Below are 21118 nucleotides of genomic sequence, written 5' to 3' on the forward strand. Positions count from 1 at the left end.
CCGGCCTCATGCAGCCCGCTTCGGCTTCCTCACGACGACAGGCGGCGGCGCGCAGGAGAGCCGCTGCTGGTGGCTCTCGCCCCAGGCCTTCAGGATGTCGATCACCGGCCGCAGGCTCTCGCCGAGTTCGGAGAGGCAATATTCCACCCGCGGCGGCACCTCGGCATAGACCTTGCGGATGACGAGCTTGTCCTCTTCCAGCGCGCGAAGCTGCTTGGTGAGCATGCGCTGGGTGATGCCGGGCATCCGGCGACGCAATTCGCCGAAGCGCTGGGTGCCGTTCTGGAGGTGGTAGAGGATCACGCCCTTCCACTTGCCGTCGATCAGATCCAGCGTCGCCTCGACCGAGCAGCCGGGGCGCCGGCTAAAATCCCGCCGTTTCATAGATGTTTTCCCAATAGTATCCAAACAGGGACTATATCCCCGATTTGACAGTACTTGCCAAATGGGGCCTGGCGGGACAGTTACAACGGCAGGCGCACATCACAAGCGATCGCGCCATCTGATGGAGACACGCCATGAAGGCCGTTGGCTACAAGAAATCGCTTCCGATCGAGGATCAGGACGCGCTGATCGATTTCGAGACCGAGAAACCCGAGCCCAAGGGACGCGACATCCGCGTCGCCGTGAAGGCGATCTCGGCCAATCCGGTCGATTACAAGGTGCGCAAGCGCGCCGCCCCGCCCGAGGGCGAAACCAAGATCCTGGGCTACGACGCGGCCGGCGTGGTCGACGCCGTCGGGCCCGACGTGACGCTGTTCAAGCCGGGCGACGAGGTGTTCTACGCCGGCTCGATCCTGCGCCAGGGTACCAATGCCGAATTCCATCTCGTCGACGAGCGAATCGTCGGCAACAAGCCGAAGTCGCTCTCGTTCGCGCAGGCCGCCGCCCTTCCTCTCACCTCCATCACCGCCTGGGAATTGCTGTTCGACCGCCTCGGCGCGGTGCCCGGCAAGAGCGTCGATCCGCGCACGCTGCTGATCACGGGCGGCGCCGGCGGCGTCGGCTCGATCCTGATCCAGCTCGCCCGCCGCCTCACCGGGCTGACGGTGCTCGCGACCGCGACGCGGCCGGAGTCGCAAAAATGGTGCCTCGATCTCGGCGCGCATGCGGTGATCGACCATGGCAAGCCGATGAAGGAGCAGATCGAGAAGCTCAAGCTGCCGCCGGTCGCGCTGGTGGCGAGCCTCACCTTCACCGACCAGCACTACAAGTCGATCGCCGAACTCATGGCGCCGCAGGGCCGGTTCGGCCTGATCGACGATCCGCCGGAGTTCGCGATGAGCACCTTCAAGGGCAAGGCGATCTCGGTGCACTGGGAGTCGATGTTCACGCGGTCCTCGTTCCAGACGGCCGACATGATCGCGCAGCATCATCTGCTCAACGACGTCGCCGACCTCATCGACAAGGGCGTGCTGCGCACCACGCTCGACCAGACGTTTGGCACGATCAACGCCGCCAACCTCAAGCGCGCGCATGCGCTGCTGGAGAGTGGCAAGTCGCGTGGCAAGATCGTGCTGGAGGGATGGTAGGCTTTTAGACTAGTTCGAAGCGGGCGGCGCCTTCGCCTCTGGCGGGTGCGCCGCCCGCTCGATAAAGCCTTTGGCGAGCGCGTGATAGATGCCCTCCTCGCAGATCGCTCGCGAGGTCGCGTGTGCGATCAGCGCCGCCGCCATCAGCGGCACGACCATGCCGTGATTGTCGGTCATCTCGGTCACGATCACGAAGGCCGTGATTGGCGCCTGCACCACACCGGCAAAGTACGAGACCATGCCGAGCAGCATGATCGCGCCGAGCGGCGCATCGTGGAAGAACGAGGCGATATTGCTGCCGATGCCGGCACCGACGGCGAGCGACGGCGCGAAAATGCCGCCCGGAATGCCGCTGATCGCGGCAAAGGTGGTGGCGAGGAGCTTGAGCAGGCTAAAATCCTGCGGCAGTGGCGAGCCGTGCTCCAGCGCCGTTTTCACCTGATCGTAGCCGGTGCCGTAGATCGTGTCACCGGACACCAGGCCGCAGATGGCGACAGCGAGGCCGCAAGCGAAGGCGAACCAGAGCGGGTGTCGCTTGATCGCGCGGCCGAGCGGGTTCTCGAACCCGCGCGCCACGCCGATGACGATACGGCTGAACAAGCCGCCCGCGAGGCCACCGGCCACGCCACAAAGCGGAACGGCAAGCCAGTCCGCGCCCCGCGCCAGCGACATCGCGCTGGTGCCGAAATAAGCGTAATTGCCGGCGATCGCGAGCGAGGTCAGTCCGGCCGCAATCACGGCCGCGATGATCAGGCTGGACGTGCGCGTCTCGAACGCGCGGCTCATCTCCTCGATGCCGAAGACGATGCCGGCCAGCGGCGTGTTGAACGCGGCGGCAACACCGGCGGCGGCACCGGCCAGGATCAACCCGGGCTGCCGGCGCGGCGAGACGCGGCCGAGCGCGAACATGATGGAGGCACCGACCTGTACCGTCGGCCCTTCCCGTCCGACTGAGGCCCCGCACAACAGACCGAACAGAGTGAGGATCACCTTCCCGATCGCGATCCTGATCGAGACGAGCTTCTCGCGCGCGCTCTGATCTGTCAGATGCCGGGCGGCGATCGCTTGCGGGATGCCGCTGCCCTGCGCGTTCGGGAACATCCGGATGGTCAGATAGGCTGACAGCATGAAACCGAGCGGGGTCAGCGCCAGCACGGCGTAGCGCGACCTTGTGAGCAGCAGGGCAAACACGTGCTGTGCGAGATCGGCGAGTTGCGCAAGCGCCACTGCCGCAGCGCCAACGCCGATCCCGCCAAGCACGAAAATCGCCCGCCGCTGCCACCGCGCGGAGGTCAGTCTGAACAGACGTTTTTGGCGTGTCGACAGTGGCTTGAGCATGCAGACCTTAGTTTTAGCCCGTCACGCACCGAATTGAAGCGCAAAGTGGACAGACCAGCCAAGCCGTAATCATGCGCTCCCCAGATCACATAACCTCTGAGCCGGTCTCAGGCGATGGTGTTGACGATACCGCCCTCGGCCCGCAGCGCAGCGCCGTTGGTCGCGGACGCTTCCTTCGACGCGACATAGACCACCATGTTGGCGATCTCCTCGACGCTGGCAAATCGCTGGATCAGCGAGCTCGGACGATGCTGCTTGACGAAATTGGCCGCGGCCTCGTCCAGCGACTGGCCGTTCTGCCTGGCGAGATCCTTCACGAAGGTCTCGACGCCCTCCGACATGGTCGGGCCCGGCAGCACGGAATTGACGGTGACACCGGTGCCGCGGGTGAGCTGCGCGAGGCCGCGCGCGACCGAGAGCTGGGCCGTCTTGCTCATGCCGTAGTGGATCATCTCGACGGGAATGTTGAGGCCGGACTCCGAGGAGATGAAGACGATGCGGCCCCAATTGCGCTTGAGCATGCCCTGCATGTACGCGCGCGACAGCCGCACGCCGCTCATCACGTTGACCTCGAAGAAGCGCGTCCAGTCCTCATCCGGAATGTCGAAAAAGTCCTTCGGCTCGAAGATGCCGGCATTGTTGATGAGGATGTCGACCTCTGGCAGTGCCGCGACCAGCGCCTTGCAGCCCGAAGCGGTCGAGACGTCGGCGGCGATACCGCGGACCTTGGCGCCGGCCGCTTCCAGCTTGTGCACGGCCGCATCGACCTTGTCCTGGCTACGCCCGTTGATCACCACGCTGGCGCCTGAGCCGGCAAGGCCTTTCGCAATCGCGTGGCCGATGCCGGCGGTCGAACCGGTCACGAGAGCGGTCTTTCCGGAAAGGTCGATCTTCATACGTCGTCTCCATTGATGTTGAAGCCGATATCGTGCGCTGCACACGCGGCCGCAATCGCCCCTCACCGACGCGTGAGCAACTAGCGGCGGGGCGGCAACGTCCGGACAAACGCGACGATGGCATCGAGATCCTGAGCCGTCATGGTGGCGTAGGCAGCATAGGCCATCGGCGGCTTGAGCTTGTGGCCGTCGCGCGCGATGCCTTGCGTAATCGCACGTTTGATTTCGTCATCGCTCCAGCCGCCCAGCCCCGCCGCGGAATCCGCAGTGATGTTGCCGGAGACGGATTCGCCCCACGGCCCCTTGAATGTCCGTCCTCCCTTGCCGCTTGCTGCCGTGAAATCGTGCACGTCGGATGGGCCCGCCGGCGTGTGACACTCCAGGCAATGAGAGAGGGTCAGGAGATAGCGGCCGCGCGCGAGCTTGTCGGACAGTTCGCCCTCGACTGCCTGCTTGCCGGCGTAGGTCGGCGTCTCCGGCTTCAGCGCGATCCTGTATTCCGGCGCCGGCGTCTCGTGGCGCACCGGCGGCACCGAGCGCAGATAGGCCGTGAGCGCATCGAGATCGCGAGCGGTGAGCACAGTGTAGAACGCAGTCGGCATGATCGGCGCAACCTTGGTGCCATCAGGCCTGATGCCGCTGACGAGAAACCGCTTCAGCTCGGCCTCGCTCCAGTTGCCGATCCCGGTGTCCTTGTCCGGCGTGATGTTGGAGCCGGAGACCTTGAAGGCCGGCTCGTCAAAAACCTGGCTGCCGCCCGAGAGCGCGCGCGAGAGATCGAGGCCTTGAGGGCCGCGCGGGGTGTGGCAGTTGTGGCAGACCATCACGCTGTTGACGAGATAGGCGCCGCGCTCGACCAGCGTCTCGCCAGAAGCCGGCGACATCAGCAGCGCGAGCGTAATCCCGGACACAATTCTCATCGACAGCCCCCCGGCCGGAATCGCGTTCACCAGACGATGCGCGGCATGAGATATCGCCGCGCCATACAAAAAGCGGCACCCAAGGGCGCCGCTTTCTGAAAACTGAGAGACCGGCCGGCTTACGCCGCCTCGGCTTCCTTCTCCTGCACCGGACCGGAATCCTGGCCCTTGGCATCGACGTCGCGATCGACGAACTCGATCACGGCCATCGCGGCGTTGTCACCGTAGCGGAAGCCGGCCTTGATGATGCGGGTGTAGCCGCCCTGGCGGTCCTTGTAACGGGGTGCCAGTGTGTCGAACAGCTTCCTGACCTGGTCCTTGTCGCGCATCTCGGAGATGGCCTGGCGGCGCATGGACAGGCCGCCCTTCTTGCCGAGGGTGATCAGCTTTTCCACGATCGGGCGCAATTCCTTGGCCTTGGGGAGCGTGGTGACGATCTGCTCGTGCTTGATCAGCGCGGCGCACATGTTGGCGAACATCGCGCGGCGATGCTCGGCGGTGCGGTTGAGCTTACGATGAACCTTGCCGTGACGCATTTTGGTATTCCTTAAATTCCATTCGTCGCGACGGTTCGTCGGACTTGTTGCTCAGGTGGGCTGCCTGCGTTCGCCCGCGAAAGCGCGATGAAGTCGCGCTTTCGCCTGTTGTGAGTTCAGATCAGTAGTGATCCTCGAAGCGCTTGGCGAGCTCGTCGATGTTTTCCGGCGGCCAGCCCGGCACTTCCATGCCGAGATGCAGACCCATCTGGGCCAGCACTTCCTTGATCTCGTTCAGCGACTTGCGGCCGAAGTTCGGGGTGCGGAGCATTTCCGCTTCCGACTTCTGCACGAGGTCGCCGATGTAGACGATGTTGTCGTTCTTCAAGCAGTTGGCCGAACGCACCGAGAGCTCGAGCTCGTCCACCTTCTTGAGGAACGCCGGGTTGAAGGCGAGGTCCGGGATGATCTCCTGGGCGACTTCCTTGCGCGGCTCTTCGAAGTTGACGAACACGTTGAGCTGATCCTGCAGGATGCGGGCGGCGTAAGCCACCGAATCATCCGGCGTCAGCGCGCCGTTGGTCTCGATCGTCATGGTCAGCTTGTCGTAGTCGAGGATCTGGCCCTCACGGGTGTTCTCGACCTTGTACGAGACCTTGCGGACCGGTGAGTACAGGCTGTCGACCGGGATCAGGCCGATCGGCGCGTCCTCGGGACGGTTGCGCTCGGCGGGCACGTAGCCCTTGCCGGTGGCGACCGTGAACTCCATGCGAATCTCGGCGCCCTCGTCGAGCGTGCAGATCTGCAGGTCCGGGTTGAGCACCACCACGTCACCGACGGTCTGGATGTCGCCGGCGGTGACGACGCCCGGGCCGGACTTCTTCACGACCATGCGCTTGGGGCCTTCGCCCTGCATCTTGATCGAGATGTCCTTGATGTTGAGCACGATGTCGGTGACGTCCTCACGGACGCCCGCGATCGAGGAGAACTCGTGCAGCACGCCGTCGATGTGCACTGACTGCACCGCCGCGCCCTGGAGCGAGGAGAGCAGGATGCGGCGCAAGGCGTTGCCGAGAGTCTGGCCGAAGCCGCGCTCGAGCGGCTCGGCGATGATGGTCGCGAAACGCTGAGGGTCGCTGCCAGGCTGAATCTGGAGCTTGTTCGGCCGAATCAGTTCTTGCCAATTTTTCTGGATCGTCACTGTTTCACCCATACAGGCCAGTCGAACTGCCGTTGCAGACACTGGCGTTGGAGAAAGGCCGCAGGTCGCACCTGCGGCTTCTTGCAAAAGTCATCGCGGGCGCCGATGCGCCCGCAACCTGGAATCAAACGCGCCGGCGCTTGCGGGGACGGCAACCGTTGTGCGGGATCGTGGTCACGTCGCGGATCGAGGTGACGGTGAAGCCCGCGGCCTGCAACGCGCGGAGCGCCGACTCGCGGCCCGAACCGGGACCGGCGACTTCGACTTCCAGCGTACGCATGCCGTGCTCCTGCGCCTTCTTCGACACGTCCTCGGCGGCAACCTGCGCGGCGTACGGGGTCGACTTGCGCGAGCCCTTGAAGCCCATCGTTCCGGCGGAAGACCAGGCAATCGTGTTGCCCTGCGCGTCGGTGATGGTGATGGTCGTGTTGTTGAACGAGGAGTTCACATGAGCAACGCCGGAGGCGATGTTCTTGCGTTCGCGACGGCGAACGCGGGTGGCTTCCTTACCCATTGAGTACCTTTCCTGGAGATCTCGAACGCCGCCGTAATGCCAGCGGCTACACCTGTGGAACGAAAGGCGTGTGGCGACGGGTCATCCCGATTCGCCACACGCCGAGATCTTGATTCGAAAACTTACTTCTTCTTGCCGGCGATGGCCTTGGCCGGACCCTTGCGCGTGCGCGCATTGGTGTGGGTCCGCTGACCGCGCACCGGCAGGCCGCGACGATGACGCAGGCCGCGATAGCAGCCGAGGTCCATCAGACGCTTGATGTTGATACCGACTTCACGACGCAGATCGCCCTCGACGAGATAGTCGCGGTCGATCACTTCGCGGATCTGGAGCACTTCGGCGTCGCTGAGCTGATTGACGCGACGATCCTCGGCGATTTTCACCTTCTCGAGAATCTCACCGGCAATCTTCTGGCCGATGCCATGGATGTACTGGAGCGCGATGAGCACGCGCTTGTTGGTCGGAATGTTCACGCCGGCAATACGGGCCACGGCTCTCTCTCCTGTTGCCGGTCCCTCGTCAGGAACCGGTCTTTAAGTGCTTGGTTTCTCGGGCAGGTGTTCACAAACGCGAACACGACGCCCACCCCTAGTCTTCCTGGGGCCCGGCATCGTTTGAAACTATCCGACTTGGATGCTGGGCTTATTAGGGGATTCAGGGGGCTTTCGTCAACCGCTGCTAGCGCTTAGCTCGCTTTTTCGTGACCTTTTTTGCGGCCTTTTTGGCACCCTTTTTGAAGGACTTCTTCGGGGCCTTTTTGCCAGCCTTTTTCGCCACCTTCTTGACGGTCTTCTTGGCCGCCTTCTTCGTGCCCTTTACGGCCTTCTTGGCGGATTTGGCAGGCTTTTTGGCCGTTTTCGCCGCTTTCCTGGCTGTTTTGGCCTTTGCGGCGCTCTGCGTCGTACCCTTCTTGGCCGGCGTCGCCCTGGCAGCGCTCTTGGCGCGGACCTTGGGCTCGGTCGCCCCCAGCGCCACGAGCTGGCGGTGGATGGCGCCGGTGACCTCGTCGATCGCCATCATGCCGTCGATGGTGGAGAGCTTCCGCCGCTCGGAATAGTAGTGAATCAAGGGTTCCGTCTGGCTCCGGTAGCTGGCCAGGCGCTTGGTCAGGACCTCCGGAGTGTCGTCGAGCCGGACCTCCTCCCCGCGCTCCCGCATCTGGGCAACGCGAGTCTCGACGCGACTCAGCAGCGCACTCTCGTTGACGCGGAGCTCGATCACGGCGTCGAGCTTGAGATGCTTCTGCTTGAGCAAATCATCCAGCGCTTCGGCCTGCGGCACGGTGCGCGGAAAGCCGTCGAGAATGAAACCGTTTCTGGCATCCGGCTGGTCGATGCGGTCGGAGATGATTCCGACTACGACGTCGTCGGGCACGAGGCCGCCGCTGGCCATGATTTCCTTGGCCTTGAGGCCGACCGGCGTTCCCGCCGCGACGGCCGCGCGCAACATCTCGCCGGTCGAGAGCTGGACGATACCATAGCGCTGCACCATCAGCTGCGCCTGGGTCCCCTTGCCCGACCCCGGCGGTCCCAGAAGTATAATTCTCATCGGCGTACGCCCCCGGATTGGTGAGCGATACGTCGCGCACCTGTGTTTGAAGTTCGACAACAGTGCAAATCACAATCGGCTCCGCACTGCCACCCATATCATAGGGGAGCAAATGCCCTGCCGCCAAGAACCCCTTTGAAATCAGTGATTGCGTCGCAGTCAGAGCGGTTCTGCCGATACGACCGAACGGCAGGTACACGCACCTCGCGGAAGCCGCGCAGCCACGTGCGCGGCAGATCGGCGATGTGAGTCGGAAGCCGGCCAGGACGCCGCGCTTAGCGGCGGCGGCCGCGCAGCTTCGACTTCCGGATCAGGCCTTCATACTGATGGGCCAGCAGATAGCCCTGTACCTGTGCCACCGTGTCCATGGTGACGCTGACGACGATCAGCAGCGAGGTGCCGCCGAAGTAGAACGGCACCGAGGCGTAGGAGATCAGGATCTCGGGGATCAAGCAGACGATCGCGAGATAGATCGCGCCGAGCACGGTGATACGCGACAGCACGTAGTCGATATATTCCGCGGTGCGCTCACCCGGGCGGATGCCCGGAATGAAGCCGCCGTGCTTCTTCAGATTGTCCGCGGTCTCGGTCGGGTTGAACACGATTGCGGTGTAGAAGAACGCGAAGAACACGATCAGCGCGAGATACATGATCAGGAACAGCGGACGGCCGTGGCCGAGCTGCGTCGTGATCCACTGGAACCATTCCGGTCCCTTGCCTGCGTTGAAGTTGGCCACCGTGGTCGGCAGCAGCAACAGCGAGGACGCGAAGATGGGCGGGATCACGCCCGAGGTGTTGAGCTTGAGCGGCAGATGCGAGGACTGGCCCTCGAACATCTTGTTGCCGACCTGGCGCTTCGGATACTGGATCAACAGCCGGCGCTGGGCGCGCTCCACGAACACGATGAAGGCGATCACGGCGACCGCCATGATGATGACGACCAGGATCAGGCCGGTCGACATCGCGCCCTGACGGCCGAGCTCGAGCATGTTGGCGAGCGCCGCGGGCAGCTCGGCGACGATGCCGGAGAGAATGATCAGCGAGATGCCGTTGCCGATGCCGCGCGAGGTAATCTGCTCGCCCAGCCACATCAGGAACATGGTGCCGCCGGTCAGCGTGATCGCGGTCGAGAGGCGGAAGAACATGCCGGGGTCGCTGACGACGTTACCGGCGCCCTCGAGACCCACCGCGATGCCGTAGGACTGGAACGCGGCCAGGATGACCGTGAGATAGCGAGTGTATTGGTTCAGCAGCTTGCGGCCGGCCTCGCCTTCCTTCTTCAGCGCCTCGAGCTGCGGCGAGACGGTGGTCAGGAGCTGGATGATGATCGACGCCGAGATGTACGGCATGATGTTCAGCGCGAAGATCGCCATGCGGTGGATGCCGCCGCCGGCGAACATGTTGAACATGCCGAGGATGCCGCCCGCCTGGGAGCGGAACACCTGCTCCCAGATGTTGGGATCGATGCCGGGCAGCGGGATGTAGGTCCCGAGCCGGTAAACCAGCAGCGCACCCAGGGTGAACCAGATGCGTTTCTTCAGTTCGTCAGCCTTGGCAAACGCACCGAAATTCAGATTGGCTGCAAGTTGTTCCGCTGCAGAGGCCATCTTGGACTTTCTCCCGCCGCCTATTGCGCCGTCATGCCCGCGGCCGGGCTACGATATAGCGGACGCCGGACATTATCTGGGGCTCGGCATCGATAAGTCCACGTCCCACACGCGTAAAGGCCCGCGAGCCGCGGGCCAATGACGCAGTTGTTACGCCGCCTCGCCTTCTTCCTTGGCAGGGGCGAGGATCTTCACCGAGCCGCCGGCCTTCTCGACCGCTTCGATCGCGGCCTTGGTGGCACCGTGGACTTCGATGTTGAGCTTGGACTTGAGCTCGCCGCGGCCGAGCAGCCGCAGGCCGCCCTTGGCACGACGCAGCACGCCGCCCTTCACCAGGGCCTCGACGTTCACGACGCTGCCGGTGTCGATCTTCTTCGCATCGACCGCATCCTGGAGCCGGTCGAGGTTGATCTCGGCGAACTCGACACGGAAGATGTTGGTGAAGCCGCGCTTGGGCAGACGGCGATGCAACGGCATCTGGCCGCCTTCGAAACCCTTGATGCGCACGCCCGAACGCGCGGTCTGGCCCTTGCCGCCGCGGCCGGACTGCTTGCCCTTGCCCGAACCGATGCCGCGGCCGACACGCATACGCTTCTTGCGCGAGCCGGCATTGTCGGCGATATCGCTGAGCTTCATCGCCCTGCTCCTTGTTTCTTGCGCATGATCTCTGCCGAGAACCGATCGCCGGCTTTCGGGATCACGCGCTGTGTCTTACTTCTCGTCGACGATGCGAACGAGATGGTGAACCTTCTCGATCATGCCGCGGACAGCCGGGGTATCCGGCAGTTCGCTGGTGCGACCGATCTTGTTGAGCTTGAGCCCGATCAGCGTCGAACGCTGCGAGTGATGGCGGCGGATTGCGCTGCCGGTCTGCTCGAGCTTGATCGTCTTTGCGGCCTTGGCCATCATGGTCTACTCCGAAAGCTTCCGTTAGTCGGCAGCCGCCTCGGCGTCACCGCCGATGCGACGTGACTGGATGGTGGACACCTTGATGTTGCGGCGGGCTGCGACCGAACGCGGCGAGATCCTGATGCTTCAGCGCGTCGAAGGTGGCGCGAACCATGTTGTACGGGTTCGACGAGCCGATCGACTTCGCCACCACGTCCTGCACACCGAGCGTCTCGAACACGGCGCGCATCGGGCCGCCCGCGATGATGCCGGTACCGGCCGGAGCTGCACGCAGGTAGACACGACCCGCGCCATGACGGCCGGCGATATCGTGATGGAGCGTACGGCCCTCGCGCAGCGACACGCGCGTCAGGTTACGCTTGGCGGACTCGGTGGCCTTGCGGATGGCTTCAGGCACTTCGCGCGCCTTGCCATGACCAAAGCCGGCGCGGCCCTTCTGATCGCCGATCACGACCAGCGCCGCGAAACCGAAGCGCTTGCCGCCCTTGACGACCTTGGCCACGCGGTTGATGTGGACCAGCTTGTCGACGAACTCGCTGTCGCGCTCCTCGCGCTGCTGGCGGTCACGTCCGCCGCGTTGATCGCGTCCACCACGTTGTTCGCGTTCTGCCATTTTTCCAATCCTTCAGAGGCTTACGCCTCAATCCTCAAATTCTGTTAGAAGCTCAGCCCGCTCTCACGCGCCGCATCGGCAAGAGCCTTGACGCGCCCGTGATAGAGGTAGCTGCCGCGATCGAACACGACTTCCTTGACGCCCTTCTCGGCGGCGCGCTCGGCCAGCAGCTTGCCGACCGCCTTCGCCGCATCGATGTCGGCGCCGGTCTTGCCGCCGTCGCGCATCGACTTCTCGAGCGAAGAGGCAGATGCCAGCGTCTCGCCCTTCAGGTCGTCGATGACCTGGGCGTAGATGTGCTTGGACGAGCGGAACACAGACAGACGCGGACGGCCGCCACCGGAGCGGCGCAGCTTCAGCCGCACACTCCGCTTGCGCCGGGCATTCGTAACCTTGGCTTTCGACATGACCGGCTCCGTTACTTCTTCTTGCCTTCCTTGCGGAAGATGAATTCGCCAACATACTTCACGCCCTTGCCCTTGTAGGGCTCCGGCGGACGATAGGAGCGAGATCTCGGCGGCGACCTGGCCGACGCGCTGGATGTCGCTGCCCGTCACCGTGATCTCGGTCGGCTTCGGCACGGTGATCGTGATCCCTTCCGGGATCGCATAGACCACGTCGTGGCTGTAACCGAGCGCGAGCTGCAGGTTCTTGCCCTGCAACGCGGCGCGATAGCCGACGCCGGTGATTTCGAGCTTCTTCTCGAAGCCCTTGGTGACGCCTTCGACCAGATTCGCGACCTGGGCGCGAGCGGTACCGTACAGCGCTTGCGCGCGATTGGTCTCGACCCGCGGGTTCACCTTAACCTGGCCGTCCTCGAGCTTCACCTCGACGTCGTCATGGACGATGAACTGAAGTTGACCCTTCGGCCCCTTCATCTTGACGGTCTGCCCATCGACGGTCGCGGTCACACCCGACGGAACCGGAACGGGCCTTTTGCCAACTCGTGACATGGATCAAAAATCCTTCTCAGAACACCGTGAAGAGAACTTCACCGCCCACGTTCGCTTCACGCGCACTGTGGTCGGCCATGATTCCCTTCGGCGTCGACAACACCGAAATACCGAGTCCGTTGTTGACCCGCGGCAGGTTCTTCACCGAGGCGTAGACGCGACGCCCAGGCTTGGAAACACGTTCGATCTCGCGGATGACGGGCTCGCCGTCGAAATACTTCAGCTCGATCTCGATCTCGCTGCGGCCCGAGGAATGCTCGAGCGTGGCGTAACCGCGGATGTAGCCCTCGGACTTCAGCACTTCGAGGACGTTCTCGCGCATCTTCGAACCAGGCGTCGAGACCTTGCTCTTGGAGCGCATCTGCGCGTTGCGGATACGGGTGATCAGATCGCTGATTGGATCGTGCGTAGACATCTAAACGACCCTCCTTACCAGCTGGACTTCACGAGGCCCGGGACCATGCCCTTGGAGCCAAGGTCGCGCATCGCGATACGGGACAGTTTGGTCTTGCGGTAGTTCGAGCGCGAACGGCCCGACAGTTCGCAACGCAGACGGATGCGGGTCGCCGACGAGTTGCGCGGCATTTCCGCAAGCTTCAGGGTGGCGGCGAACCGCTCCTCCATCGGCAGCGTCTTGTCGGCGATGATCGCCTTCAACCGCGCGCGCTTCGGAGCGGCGTTCTTCGTCATCCGCTTGCGCCGGTTGTTCTTCTCGATTGAACTCTTCTTTGCCATGCTTGGCTCCTGGGTATCCGCGTTTGAGAGGCTTTAGGTCAGCGTCTCACTGCCGGAACAGGAAATTGAAAGCGGTCAACAAGGCCCTCGCCTCTTCGTCGGTCTTGGCCGTGGTGCAGACGGTGATGTCCATACCGCGGGCTTCCGTGACCTTGTCGAAGTCGATCTCGGGGAAAATGATGTGTTCCTTGATGCCGAGCGAATAGTTGCCGCGACCGTCGAAGCTCTTCGGGTTCAGGCCACGGAAGTCGCGGACGCGCGGCAGCGCGACCGTCACCAGGCGATCGATGAACTCGTACATGCGGGCCTTGCGCAGCGTGACCTTGCAGCCGATCGGCTGGTTTTCACGCAGCTTGAAGGTCGCGATCGCGATACGCGAATAGGTCACGATCGCCTTCTGGCCGGCGATCTGGGTCAGCTCGGTGGCGGCGGTCTCGGCCTTCTTGCGGTCGTTGACAGAATCGCCAACGCCCATGTTCAGCACGACCTTGTCCAGGCGCGGAACCTGCATCACGTTCTCATAACCGAACTTCTCGGTCATCTCCGTGCGGATCTTCGCGTCGTATTCCGCGCGCAGGCGCGGGGTGTAAGCGGCCTCAGCCATCGATCTCAGCTCCCGAGCTCTTGGCGATGCGGACCTTCTTGCCGTCCGCCAGAATCTTGAATCCGACGCGGGTCGGCTTTCCATCCTTGCCGACATACGCGATGTTGGACAGTTGGATCGGCGCCTCTTTCGAGATGATGCCGCCCTCCTGGGCCTGCGTCTGCTTCTGGTGACGCTTGACCACGTTGATGCCGCGCACCAGCGCCGTGCCGGCGTCGGGACGCACTTCGAACACCTCGCCGGTGCGACCCTTGTCGCGACCGGTCAGCACGACGACCTTGTCGCCCTTGCGGATCTTCGCGGCCATCACAGCACCTCCGGCGCGAGCGAAATGATCTTCATGTGGTTCTTGGCGCGCAGCTCGCGCGGCACGGGCCCGAAGATACGGGTGCCGACCGGCTCGGACTGATTGTTGATCAGCACGGCCGCGTTGCGGTCGAAGCGAATGACCGAACCGTCGGCGCGGCGGATGTCCTTGCGGACGCGCACCACGACGGCCTTCATCACGTCGCCCTTCTTCACCTTGCCACGCGGAATCGCTTCCTTGATCGAGACGACAATGATGTCGCCGATCGTGGCGTAGCGGCGCTTGGAGCCTCCGAGCACCTTGATACACATGACACGGCGTGCGCCAGAATTGTCGGCCACGTCGAGGTTGGTCTGCATCTGAATCATTGATGCACCTCGTCCTCTTCTCTCTTGCGCCAGCCCAGCCGGCGCTCAACATTTCCCTGAAGTCAGTCGGCTAAAGCCAACAGATCAGGCGCTTTTCTTGTGTTCGCCCCGGATCACGACCCAGCGCTTCAGCTTCGAAATCGGCTTCGATTCCTCGATCCACACCAGGTCGCCCGGCTTGAACTCGTTGCTCTCGTCGTGCGCGTGATAGTTCTTCGAACGGCGGATCGTCTTCTTGTAGATCGGATGCGTGAAGCGGCGATCGACGCGCACCACGATGGTCTTGGCCTGCTTGTCGCTGACGACCACGCCTTGCAAAGTACGTTTCGGCATATTCGTGAGCCCCTTACTTCTCTTTCGCGCGCTTCTGCGCGGCGATGGTCTTGATGCGGGCGATGTCGCGGCGAGCCTCGCGCAGGCGCGAGGTGTTCTCGAGCTGCCCGGTGGCGCGCTGGAAGCGCAGGTTGAAGCGCTCCTTCTTCAGGTTCAGGATGGCGTCATCCTGCTGGTCGGGGCTCATCGCGCGGATGTCTTCGATCTTCATCTGGGCCATGGCCATTACTCCGCAATGCGCTCGACGAAGCGCGTCTTGATCGGCAGCTTGGCGGCCGCCAGGGTCAGAGCTTCACGCGCCGTCTGGGTGTTGACGCCGTCGATCTCGAAAATCACCCGACCCGGCTTGACGCGCGCGACCCACAGCTCCGGAGCACCCTTGCCGGAGCCCATGCGGACTTCGGCGGGCTTCTTCGACACCGGGACGTCGGGGAACACGCGGATCCAGACGCGGCCGGCACGCTTCATGTGGCGGGTCAGCGCGCGGCGAGCGGCCTCGATCTGGCGCGCGGTGACGCGATCAGGCTCGGCCGCCTTCAGGCCGAATTGACCGAAGGCCAACGTCGCGCCCGAAGACGCAACGCCGTGGATACGGCCCTTATGCGCCTTCCGGAACTTCGTTTTCTTAGGTTGCATCATGGCTTCAAGCCCTCAAATTCTCTGTGCTGGCGTCAAGCCGCAGCGTTGTCACGGCGCCCACGGCCACCGCCGCGATCACCACCGCCGCTGGTCTCGCCTTCGGCCATTCTCTTGTCCTGGGCCATCGGATCGTGCTCGAGGATCTCGCCCTTGAAGATCCAGACCTTGACGCCGCAGGTGCCGAAGGTCGTGAACGCGGTCGCAACGCCGTAGTCGATGTCGGCGCGCAGCGTGTGAAGCGGCACGCGACCTTCGCGGTACCACTCCATGCGCGCGATTTCCGCACCGCCCAGACGACCCGAGCAGTTGATGCGGATGCCTTCCGCGCCCAGACGCATCGCCGACTGAACGGCGCGCTTCATGGCGCGGCGGAACGCCACGCGGCGCTCCAACTGCTGCGCGATCGATTCAGCCACCAGCGTCGCATCGAGCTCCGGCTTGCGGATCTCGACGATGTTGATGACGACGTCGGACGAGGTGATGTCCGCGACCTTCTTGCGCAGCTTGTCGATGTCGGCGCCCTTCTTGCCGATCACCACGCCCGGACGAGCCGAGTGGATGGTGACGCGGCACTTCTTGTGCGGACGCTCGATCACGATGCGGGCGACGGCCGCCTGCTTGAGCTCCTTGTGCAGGATCTCGCGGATCTTGACGTCCTCATGCAGCAGCTTGCCGTATTCCTGCTTGCCGGCGAACCAGCGGGAATCCCAGGTCCGGTTGATGCCGAGACGCAGACCGATCGGATTGATCTTTTGACCCATCGTGTGCTCCTGCGTCCCTTAGGCCGCTGCTTCGGCTTCGACCTGACGAACGATGATCGTCAGCTGCGAAAATGGTTTGTAGACGCGACCCGAACGGCCACGGCCCCGGGCGGCAAAGCGCTTCATCACGAGACCGTTGCCGACGAAGGCCTGCGCCACGACGAGATCGTCGACGTCGAGGTCGTGGTTGTTCTCGGCATTGGCGATAGCCGATTCCAGGCACTTCTTCACGTCGACCGCGATCCGCTTGCGCGAAAACTGCAGATCGGCGAGCGCAGCGAGCCGCCTTCCGGCCGCGAATGAGCTGGGCGACCAGGTTGAGCTTCTGCGGGCTCACCCGCAGCATCCGGGCGACCGCCTTGGCCTCGTTCTCGGCGAGGCTCCGTTCGCGCTTAGGTTTGCTCATCGTTTAATCCTCAAGCCTTCTTGGCTTTCTTGTCCCCGGAGTGGCCATGGAAGGTCCGGGTCGGCGAAAACTCGCCGAACTTGTGACCGACCATTTCCTCGTTGACGGCCACCGGGACGTGCTTCTGACCATTGTAGACACCGAAGGTCAGACCAACGAACTGCGGCAGGATCGTCGAACGACGGCTCCAGATCTTGATGACGTCGTGACGGCCGGACGCGCGCGCGGCATCTGCCTTCTTGAGCAGAGAACCCTCGACGAACGGGCCTTTCCAGACTGAACGAACCATGTCCGTCGTTCCTTACTTCTTCCGCTTGTGGCGGCTTAGGAGAATGAATTTGTTGGTCGACTTGTTGCTGCGGGTCTTCTTGCCCTTGGTCGGCTTGCCCCACGGTGTAACCGGGTGGCGACCGCCCGAGGTGCGACCTTCACCACCGCCGTGCGGATGGTCGATCGGGTTCATCGAAACGCCGCGGTTATGCGGCTTGCGGCCCAGCCAACGGTTGCGGCCGGCCTTGCCGATCGAGGTGTTCATGTGATCCGGGTTCGACACCGCGCCGATCGTGCCGCGGCAACGGCCATGCACCAGGCGCTGCTCGCCCGAATTCAGGCGGATGATCACGTAGTCATGGTCGCGGCCGACGAGCTGGGCGTAGGTACCGGCCGAACGGGCGAGCTGGCCGCCCTTCCCGATCTTGACCTCGATGTTGTGGATGATCGTACCGACCGGCATGTTGCCGAGCGGCATGACGTTGCCCGGCTTCACGTCGACATAGTTGCCGGCAACCACGGAATCGCCGACGGCCAGACGCTGCGGCGCCAGGATATAGGCCTGGGTGCCGTCCTCGTACTTCACCAGCGCGATGAACGCGGTCCGGTTCGGATCGTACTCCAGCCGCTCGACCGTCGCGGGCGCATCGACCTTGTCACGCTTGAAGTCGACGGTACGAAGCGTCCGCTTGTGACCACCGCCACGGAAGCGCACGGTGATGCGACCGGTATTGTTACGACCGCCCGAGGAGTGCTTGCCTTCGGTGAGCGCCTTGACCGGCTTGCCCTTGTACAGGGCCGAACGATCGACCATGACCAGCTGGCGCTGACCCGGCGTCGTGGGATTGAATGTCTTCAGTGCCATCGTCGTACGACCTTACAGACCGGTGGTGACGTCGATCCTGTGGCCCTCTTCGAGGGTCACGATCGCGCGCTTGGTGTTCGACTGCGAACCGAGATGGCCGCGGAAGACCTTGGTCTTGCCCTTGCGGACCAGCGTGTTGACGCTCTTGACCTTGACGTCAAACAGCTTCTCGATCGCTTCCTTGATCTGCGGCTTGGTCGCCTTCGCGGCCACCTTGAACAGGACCTTGTTGTGCTCGGACGCCAGCGTCGCCTTTTCGGTGACGACCGGAGCGACGATCACGTCGTAATGGCGAGGCTCGATGTTCTTCGTCATTTGAAGCGCGCCTCCAGCGCATCGATGGCGGCCTTGGTCAGAACAAGTTTCCGACGGCGCAGGATGTCATAGACGTTGATGCCCTGGATCGGCAGCACATCCATGTTCGGGATGTTGCGGGCCGCAGCGGCAAAGCCGTTGTTGAGCTCGGCACCATCGATGATCAGCGCGTTGGTCAGGCCGAGGCCCGAGAAGTGACCGAGCAGCGCCTTGGTCTTGGCGGCCTCCAGCGCAGCCTTGTCGATCACCAGGAGATCGCCGTCCTTGGCCTTGGCGGACAGCGCATGCTTGAGAGCCAGCGCGCGGACCTTCTTCGGCAGGTCGGTGGCGTGCGAACGCACCACCGGACCGAAGGCACGACCGCCGCCGCGGAACTGCGGCACGCGGGCCGAGCCGTGACGAGCACCGCCGGTGCCCTTCTGCTTGTACATCTTCTTGCCGGTGCGCCAGATCTCGGCGCGGCCCTTGGCCTTGTGGGTGCCGGCCTGACGCTTGTTGAGCTGCCACTGCACGCAACGCGCAATGATGTCCTGGCGCGGCTCGAGACCGAAAATGGCGTCGGAAAGCTGGACCGAGCCGGCTTCCTTACCTTCGAGGGTCGTGACTTTCAATTCCATCTCACGCCTCCTGCGCAGCCGGGGCGGCTTCCGCGTCGCCAGCAACCTTGAACTTGCCGGGCTTCGGAGCTTCCTTGGGCAGCGGCTTCTTGACGGCGTCGCGCACGCGGATCCAGCCGCCCTTGGAGCCGGGAACGGCGCCTTCGACGAGGATCAGGCCGCGCTCGACATCGAGCTGAACGACTCGAAGGTTGAGCGTGGTAATGCGATCGACACCCATATGGCCGGGCATCTTCTTGTTCTTCCAGGTCTTGCCGGGGTCCTGACGACCACCGGTCGAACCGATCGAACGGTGCGAGACCGAAACACCGTGCGTGGCGCGAAGACCGCCGAAGTTCCAGCGCTTCATGCCGCCCGCGAAGCCCTTACCGACCGAGGTGCCGGTGACGTCGACGAACTGGCCGACGACGAAGTGGTCGGCGAGGATCTCGGCGCCAACGGGGATCATGGCATCCGCGGAGACGCGGAACTCCTCGACCTGCCGCTTCGGCTCGACCTTGGCGACCGCGAACTGGCCGCGCTCGGCCTTGGGCAAGTACACGGTCTTGCGGCTGCCAGAACCAAGCTGGAGCGCGACGTAACCGTTCTTCTCTTCAGTGCGGTGGCCTACGACCTGGCAATTGCCGAGCTTCAGCACGGTCACTGGGATATGTTCGCCGGCCTCCGTAAAGACCCGCGTCATCCCGACCTTTTGTGCGATCACTCCGGAGCGCATCGGCGTGCTTCCTGTTCTTTCTGTCCGCTAAGTCGCGAACGTGATCCAAAAATCTTAGAGCTTGATCTCGACGTCGACACCGGCGGCCAGGTCGAGCTTCATCAAAGCATCGACAGTCTGCGGGGTCGGATCGACGATATCGAGCAGGCGCTTGTGGGTGCGCATCTCGAACTGCTCGCGGCTCTTCTTGTCGACGTGAGGCGAACGGTTGACGGTGAACTTCTCGATGCGGGTGGGCAGCGGAATGGGTCCGCGGACCTGCGCGCCGGTGCGCTTCGCCGTGTTCACGATCTCGCGGGTCGACGTATCGAGGATACGATGGTCGAACGCCTTGAGACGGATACGAATGTTTTGGCCGTTCATTGCCGTGTCTTTCTTAGTGAGTGGCGAGTAGCGAATAGCGAATGGATTTCATCCATTCGCCACTCGCCATTCCCTGTCGCGTGATTACTCGATGATCGAGGCGACGACGCCGGCGCCGACGGTGCGACCGCCTTCGCGGATCGCGAAGCGGAGCTTCTCTTCCATCGCGATCGGCACGATCAGGTGCACTTCCATCGCGATGTTGTCGCCCGGCATCACCATCTCGGTGCCTTCCGGCAGATGCACGACACCGGTCACGTCGGTGGTGCGGAAGTAGAACTGCGGACGGTAGTTGGTGAAGAACGGAGTGTGGCGACCGCCCTCTTCCTTGGTGAGGATGTACGCCTCAGCCTTGAACTTGGTGTGCGGCTTGACCGAACCCGGCTTGCACAGCACCTGGCCGCGCTCGACGTCCTCGCGCTTGGTGCCGCGGAGCAGCGCACCGATGTTGTCGCCGGCCTGGCCCTGATCGAGCAGCTTGCGGAACATTTCGACGCCGGTGACGGTGGTCTTCTGGGTCGCGCGGAGACCGACGATCTCGATTTCCTCGCCGACCTTGACGATGCCGCGCTCGACACGGCCGGTCACGACGGTGCCGCGGCCCGAGATCGAGAACACGTCTTCAACTGGCATCAGGAACGGCTGGTCGATCGGACGCTCCGGCTGCGGGATGTATTCGTCGACGTTCTTCATCAGCTCGAGGATGGCGTCGTGGCCGAGCTTCTTGTCGGAATCTTCGAGAGCGGCGAGCGCCGAGCCCTTGATGATCGGGATCTTGTCGCCCGGGAAGTCGTACTTCGAGAGCAGCTCGCGAACTTCGAGCTCGACGAGTTCGAGCAGTTCCGGATCGTCGACCATGTCGCACTTGTTGAGGAACACGACGAGCGCGGGCACGCCGACCTGGCGGGCGAGCAGGATGTGCTCGCGGGTCTGCGGCATCGGGCCGTCAGCGGCCGACACGACCAGGATCGCACCGTCCATCTGGGCGGCACCGGTGATCATGTTCTTCACGTAGTCGGCGTGGCCGGGGCAGTCGACGTGGGCGTAGTGGCGGTTCGGCGTCTCGTACTCGACGTGCGCGGTCGAGATGGTGATGCCGCGCGCCTTCTCTTCCGGCGCCTTGTCGATCTGGTCGTACGCGGTGAACGTCGCGCCGCCGGCTTCGGCGAGGACCTTGGTGATCGCCGCGGTCAGCGATGTCTTGCCATGGTCGACGTGACCGATGGTGCCGATGTTGCAGTGCGGCTTGTTACGTTCAAACTTTGCTTTGGCCATTTGACTCTCCGTTCAATCGTCAGCTCTAGACCGACGAC

General features: G+C 63.5%; 30 protein-coding genes and 3 pseudogenes. 1 reads left to right on the top strand and 32 read right to left on the bottom strand.

What is annotated here, in order from left to right; translation table 11 throughout:
* Positions 1–6: 6 nt before the first annotated feature.
* The gene (locus ACQ86E_RS00510) at positions 7–384 is read right to left on the bottom strand and encodes a winged helix-turn-helix transcriptional regulator (protein ID WP_431203764.1); all 378 of its coding nucleotides are present in this window, start codon (positions 382–384) and stop codon (positions 7–9) included.
* Between the two features lie 134 nt (positions 385–518).
* On the opposite strand from ACQ86E_RS00510, the gene ACQ86E_RS00515 reads away from it, so the two are divergent.
* On the top strand, positions 519–1532 hold the full coding sequence (locus tag ACQ86E_RS00515; RefSeq protein ID WP_431203765.1) for a zinc-binding alcohol dehydrogenase family protein: 1014 nt from the start codon (positions 519–521) through the stop codon (positions 1530–1532).
* Between the two features lie 9 nt (positions 1533–1541).
* On the opposite strand, the gene ACQ86E_RS00520 is transcribed toward ACQ86E_RS00515, so the two are convergent.
* The 31 genes and pseudogenes from ACQ86E_RS00520 to tuf form a co-directional block, all read right to left on the bottom strand.
* Entirely contained in the window at positions 1542–2870 is a 1329-nt protein-coding gene (locus tag ACQ86E_RS00520) for a chloride channel protein (RefSeq protein ID WP_431203766.1), read from the bottom strand.
* A 107-nt stretch (positions 2871–2977) separates the two neighbouring features.
* The gene (locus ACQ86E_RS00525; protein WP_431203767.1) at positions 2978–3766 is read right to left on the bottom strand and encodes an SDR family NAD(P)-dependent oxidoreductase; all 789 of its coding nucleotides are present in this window, start codon (positions 3764–3766) and stop codon (positions 2978–2980) included.
* 80 nt (positions 3767–3846) lie between these two features.
* Positions 3847–4686 carry a c-type cytochrome gene (locus tag ACQ86E_RS00530; RefSeq protein WP_431203768.1) on the bottom strand — a complete coding sequence of 280 codons (840 nt, stop codon included), beginning with the start codon at positions 4684–4686 and terminating at the stop codon, positions 3847–3849.
* Between the two features lie 119 nt (positions 4687–4805).
* Positions 4806–5222 (bottom strand): 50S ribosomal protein L17, encoded by a 417-nt coding sequence (rplQ, locus tag ACQ86E_RS00535; RefSeq protein ID WP_431203769.1) that lies wholly within the window; start codon positions 5220–5222, stop codon positions 4806–4808.
* 121 nt (positions 5223–5343) lie between these two features.
* On the bottom strand, positions 5344–6375 hold the full coding sequence (locus ACQ86E_RS00540) for a DNA-directed RNA polymerase subunit alpha (RefSeq protein WP_431203770.1): 1032 nt from the start codon (positions 6373–6375) through the stop codon (positions 5344–5346).
* A gap of 112 nt (positions 6376–6487) precedes the next feature.
* Complete coding sequence (rpsK, locus tag ACQ86E_RS00545; protein ID WP_007603045.1) at positions 6488–6877, bottom strand: 30S ribosomal protein S11; 390 nt, start codon at positions 6875–6877, stop codon at positions 6488–6490.
* A gap of 122 nt (positions 6878–6999) precedes the next feature.
* A complete protein-coding gene (rpsM, locus tag ACQ86E_RS00550) occupies positions 7000–7368 on the bottom strand; it encodes a 30S ribosomal protein S13 (RefSeq protein ID WP_148770533.1) in 369 nt (122 codons plus the stop codon).
* Between the two features lie 187 nt (positions 7369–7555).
* On the bottom strand, positions 7556–8425 hold the full coding sequence (locus ACQ86E_RS00555) for an adenylate kinase (RefSeq protein ID WP_431203771.1): 870 nt from the start codon (positions 8423–8425) through the stop codon (positions 7556–7558).
* Positions 8426–8700: 275 nt separating this feature from the next.
* A complete protein-coding gene (gene secY, locus ACQ86E_RS00560) occupies positions 8701–10032 on the bottom strand; it encodes a preprotein translocase subunit SecY (RefSeq protein ID WP_431203772.1) in 1332 nt (443 codons plus the stop codon).
* Positions 10033–10182: 150 nt separating this feature from the next.
* Entirely contained in the window at positions 10183–10668 is a 486-nt protein-coding gene (gene rplO / locus ACQ86E_RS00565; RefSeq protein WP_151649655.1) for a 50S ribosomal protein L15, read from the bottom strand.
* Between the two features lie 75 nt (positions 10669–10743).
* The gene (gene rpmD, locus ACQ86E_RS00570) at positions 10744–10938 is read right to left on the bottom strand and encodes a 50S ribosomal protein L30 (protein WP_011088137.1); all 195 of its coding nucleotides are present in this window, start codon (positions 10936–10938) and stop codon (positions 10744–10746) included.
* 24 nt (positions 10939–10962) lie between these two features.
* Positions 10963–11554 (bottom strand): annotated as a pseudogene (rpsE, locus tag ACQ86E_RS00575) (30S ribosomal protein S5).
* 44 nt (positions 11555–11598) lie between these two features.
* Positions 11599–11961 (bottom strand): 50S ribosomal protein L18, encoded by a 363-nt coding sequence (gene rplR / locus ACQ86E_RS00580; RefSeq protein ID WP_007603036.1) that lies wholly within the window; start codon positions 11959–11961, stop codon positions 11599–11601.
* Between the two features lie 11 nt (positions 11962–11972).
* A pseudogene (gene rplF / locus ACQ86E_RS00585) lies at positions 11973–12507 on the bottom strand (50S ribosomal protein L6).
* 16 nt (positions 12508–12523) lie between these two features.
* The gene (rpsH, locus tag ACQ86E_RS00590; RefSeq protein ID WP_015685407.1) at positions 12524–12922 is read right to left on the bottom strand and encodes a 30S ribosomal protein S8; all 399 of its coding nucleotides are present in this window, start codon (positions 12920–12922) and stop codon (positions 12524–12526) included.
* Positions 12923–12936: 14 nt separating this feature from the next.
* Positions 12937–13242, bottom strand: a complete 306-nt coding sequence (gene rpsN / locus ACQ86E_RS00595) for a 30S ribosomal protein S14 (RefSeq protein WP_015685406.1) — start codon at positions 13240–13242, stop codon at positions 12937–12939.
* Positions 13243–13288: 46 nt separating this feature from the next.
* On the bottom strand, positions 13289–13846 hold the full coding sequence (gene rplE / locus ACQ86E_RS00600) for a 50S ribosomal protein L5 (protein ID WP_431203773.1): 558 nt from the start codon (positions 13844–13846) through the stop codon (positions 13289–13291).
* Positions 13839–14153 carry a 50S ribosomal protein L24 gene (rplX, locus tag ACQ86E_RS00605; RefSeq protein WP_008549245.1) on the bottom strand — a complete coding sequence of 105 codons (315 nt, stop codon included), beginning with the start codon at positions 14151–14153 and terminating at the stop codon, positions 13839–13841. The genes rplE and rplX overlap by 8 nt, the downstream gene beginning before the upstream one ends.
* Positions 14153–14521: a 50S ribosomal protein L14 gene (gene rplN / locus ACQ86E_RS00610; RefSeq protein ID WP_007603030.1), complete on the bottom strand. Its 369-nt coding sequence runs from the start codon at positions 14519–14521 to the stop codon at positions 14153–14155. The genes rplX and rplN overlap by 1 nt, the downstream gene beginning before the upstream one ends.
* Before the next feature lie 84 nt (positions 14522–14605).
* Positions 14606–14854, bottom strand: a complete 249-nt coding sequence (rpsQ, locus tag ACQ86E_RS00615; RefSeq protein ID WP_431203774.1) for a 30S ribosomal protein S17 — start codon at positions 14852–14854, stop codon at positions 14606–14608.
* Positions 14855–14867: 13 nt separating this feature from the next.
* Complete coding sequence (gene rpmC / locus ACQ86E_RS00620) at positions 14868–15074, bottom strand: 50S ribosomal protein L29 (protein ID WP_151649652.1); 207 nt, start codon at positions 15072–15074, stop codon at positions 14868–14870.
* Between the two features lie 5 nt (positions 15075–15079).
* On the bottom strand, positions 15080–15493 hold the full coding sequence (gene rplP, locus ACQ86E_RS00625; protein WP_431203775.1) for a 50S ribosomal protein L16: 414 nt from the start codon (positions 15491–15493) through the stop codon (positions 15080–15082).
* Positions 15494–15525: 32 nt separating this feature from the next.
* Positions 15526–16254 carry a 30S ribosomal protein S3 gene (rpsC, locus tag ACQ86E_RS00630; RefSeq protein WP_431203776.1) on the bottom strand — a complete coding sequence of 243 codons (729 nt, stop codon included), beginning with the start codon at positions 16252–16254 and terminating at the stop codon, positions 15526–15528.
* An 18-nt stretch (positions 16255–16272) separates the two neighbouring features.
* Positions 16273–16660, bottom strand: a pseudogene (gene rplV / locus ACQ86E_RS00635) (50S ribosomal protein L22).
* A 10-nt stretch (positions 16661–16670) separates the two neighbouring features.
* Entirely contained in the window at positions 16671–16949 is a 279-nt protein-coding gene (gene rpsS / locus ACQ86E_RS00640) for a 30S ribosomal protein S19 (protein ID WP_008136357.1), read from the bottom strand.
* Between the two features lie 12 nt (positions 16950–16961).
* Positions 16962–17795, bottom strand: a complete 834-nt coding sequence (gene rplB, locus ACQ86E_RS00645) for a 50S ribosomal protein L2 (protein WP_106944313.1) — start codon at positions 17793–17795, stop codon at positions 16962–16964.
* Between the two features lie 12 nt (positions 17796–17807).
* Positions 17808–18110, bottom strand: coding sequence for a 50S ribosomal protein L23 (locus tag ACQ86E_RS00650; RefSeq protein WP_431203777.1), 303 nt, complete (start codon positions 18108–18110; stop codon positions 17808–17810).
* A complete protein-coding gene (gene rplD / locus ACQ86E_RS00655; protein WP_015685402.1) occupies positions 18107–18727 on the bottom strand; it encodes a 50S ribosomal protein L4 in 621 nt (206 codons plus the stop codon). Before rplD ends, ACQ86E_RS00650 begins: the two co-directional genes overlap by 4 nt.
* Before the next feature lies 1 nt (position 18728).
* On the bottom strand, positions 18729–19442 hold the full coding sequence (gene rplC, locus ACQ86E_RS00660) for a 50S ribosomal protein L3 (protein WP_015685401.1): 714 nt from the start codon (positions 19440–19442) through the stop codon (positions 18729–18731).
* A gap of 54 nt (positions 19443–19496) precedes the next feature.
* Entirely contained in the window at positions 19497–19805 is a 309-nt protein-coding gene (gene rpsJ, locus ACQ86E_RS00665; protein ID WP_002712302.1) for a 30S ribosomal protein S10, read from the bottom strand.
* Between the two features lie 84 nt (positions 19806–19889).
* Positions 19890–21080 (bottom strand): elongation factor Tu, encoded by a 1191-nt coding sequence (gene tuf, locus ACQ86E_RS00670; RefSeq protein ID WP_008136415.1) that lies wholly within the window; start codon positions 21078–21080, stop codon positions 19890–19892.
* Positions 21081–21118 lie beyond the last annotated feature (38 nt).

The organism is Bradyrhizobium betae, assembly GCF_050632175.1.
Taxonomy (GTDB): domain Bacteria; phylum Pseudomonadota; class Alphaproteobacteria; order Rhizobiales; family Xanthobacteraceae; genus Bradyrhizobium; species Bradyrhizobium betae_B.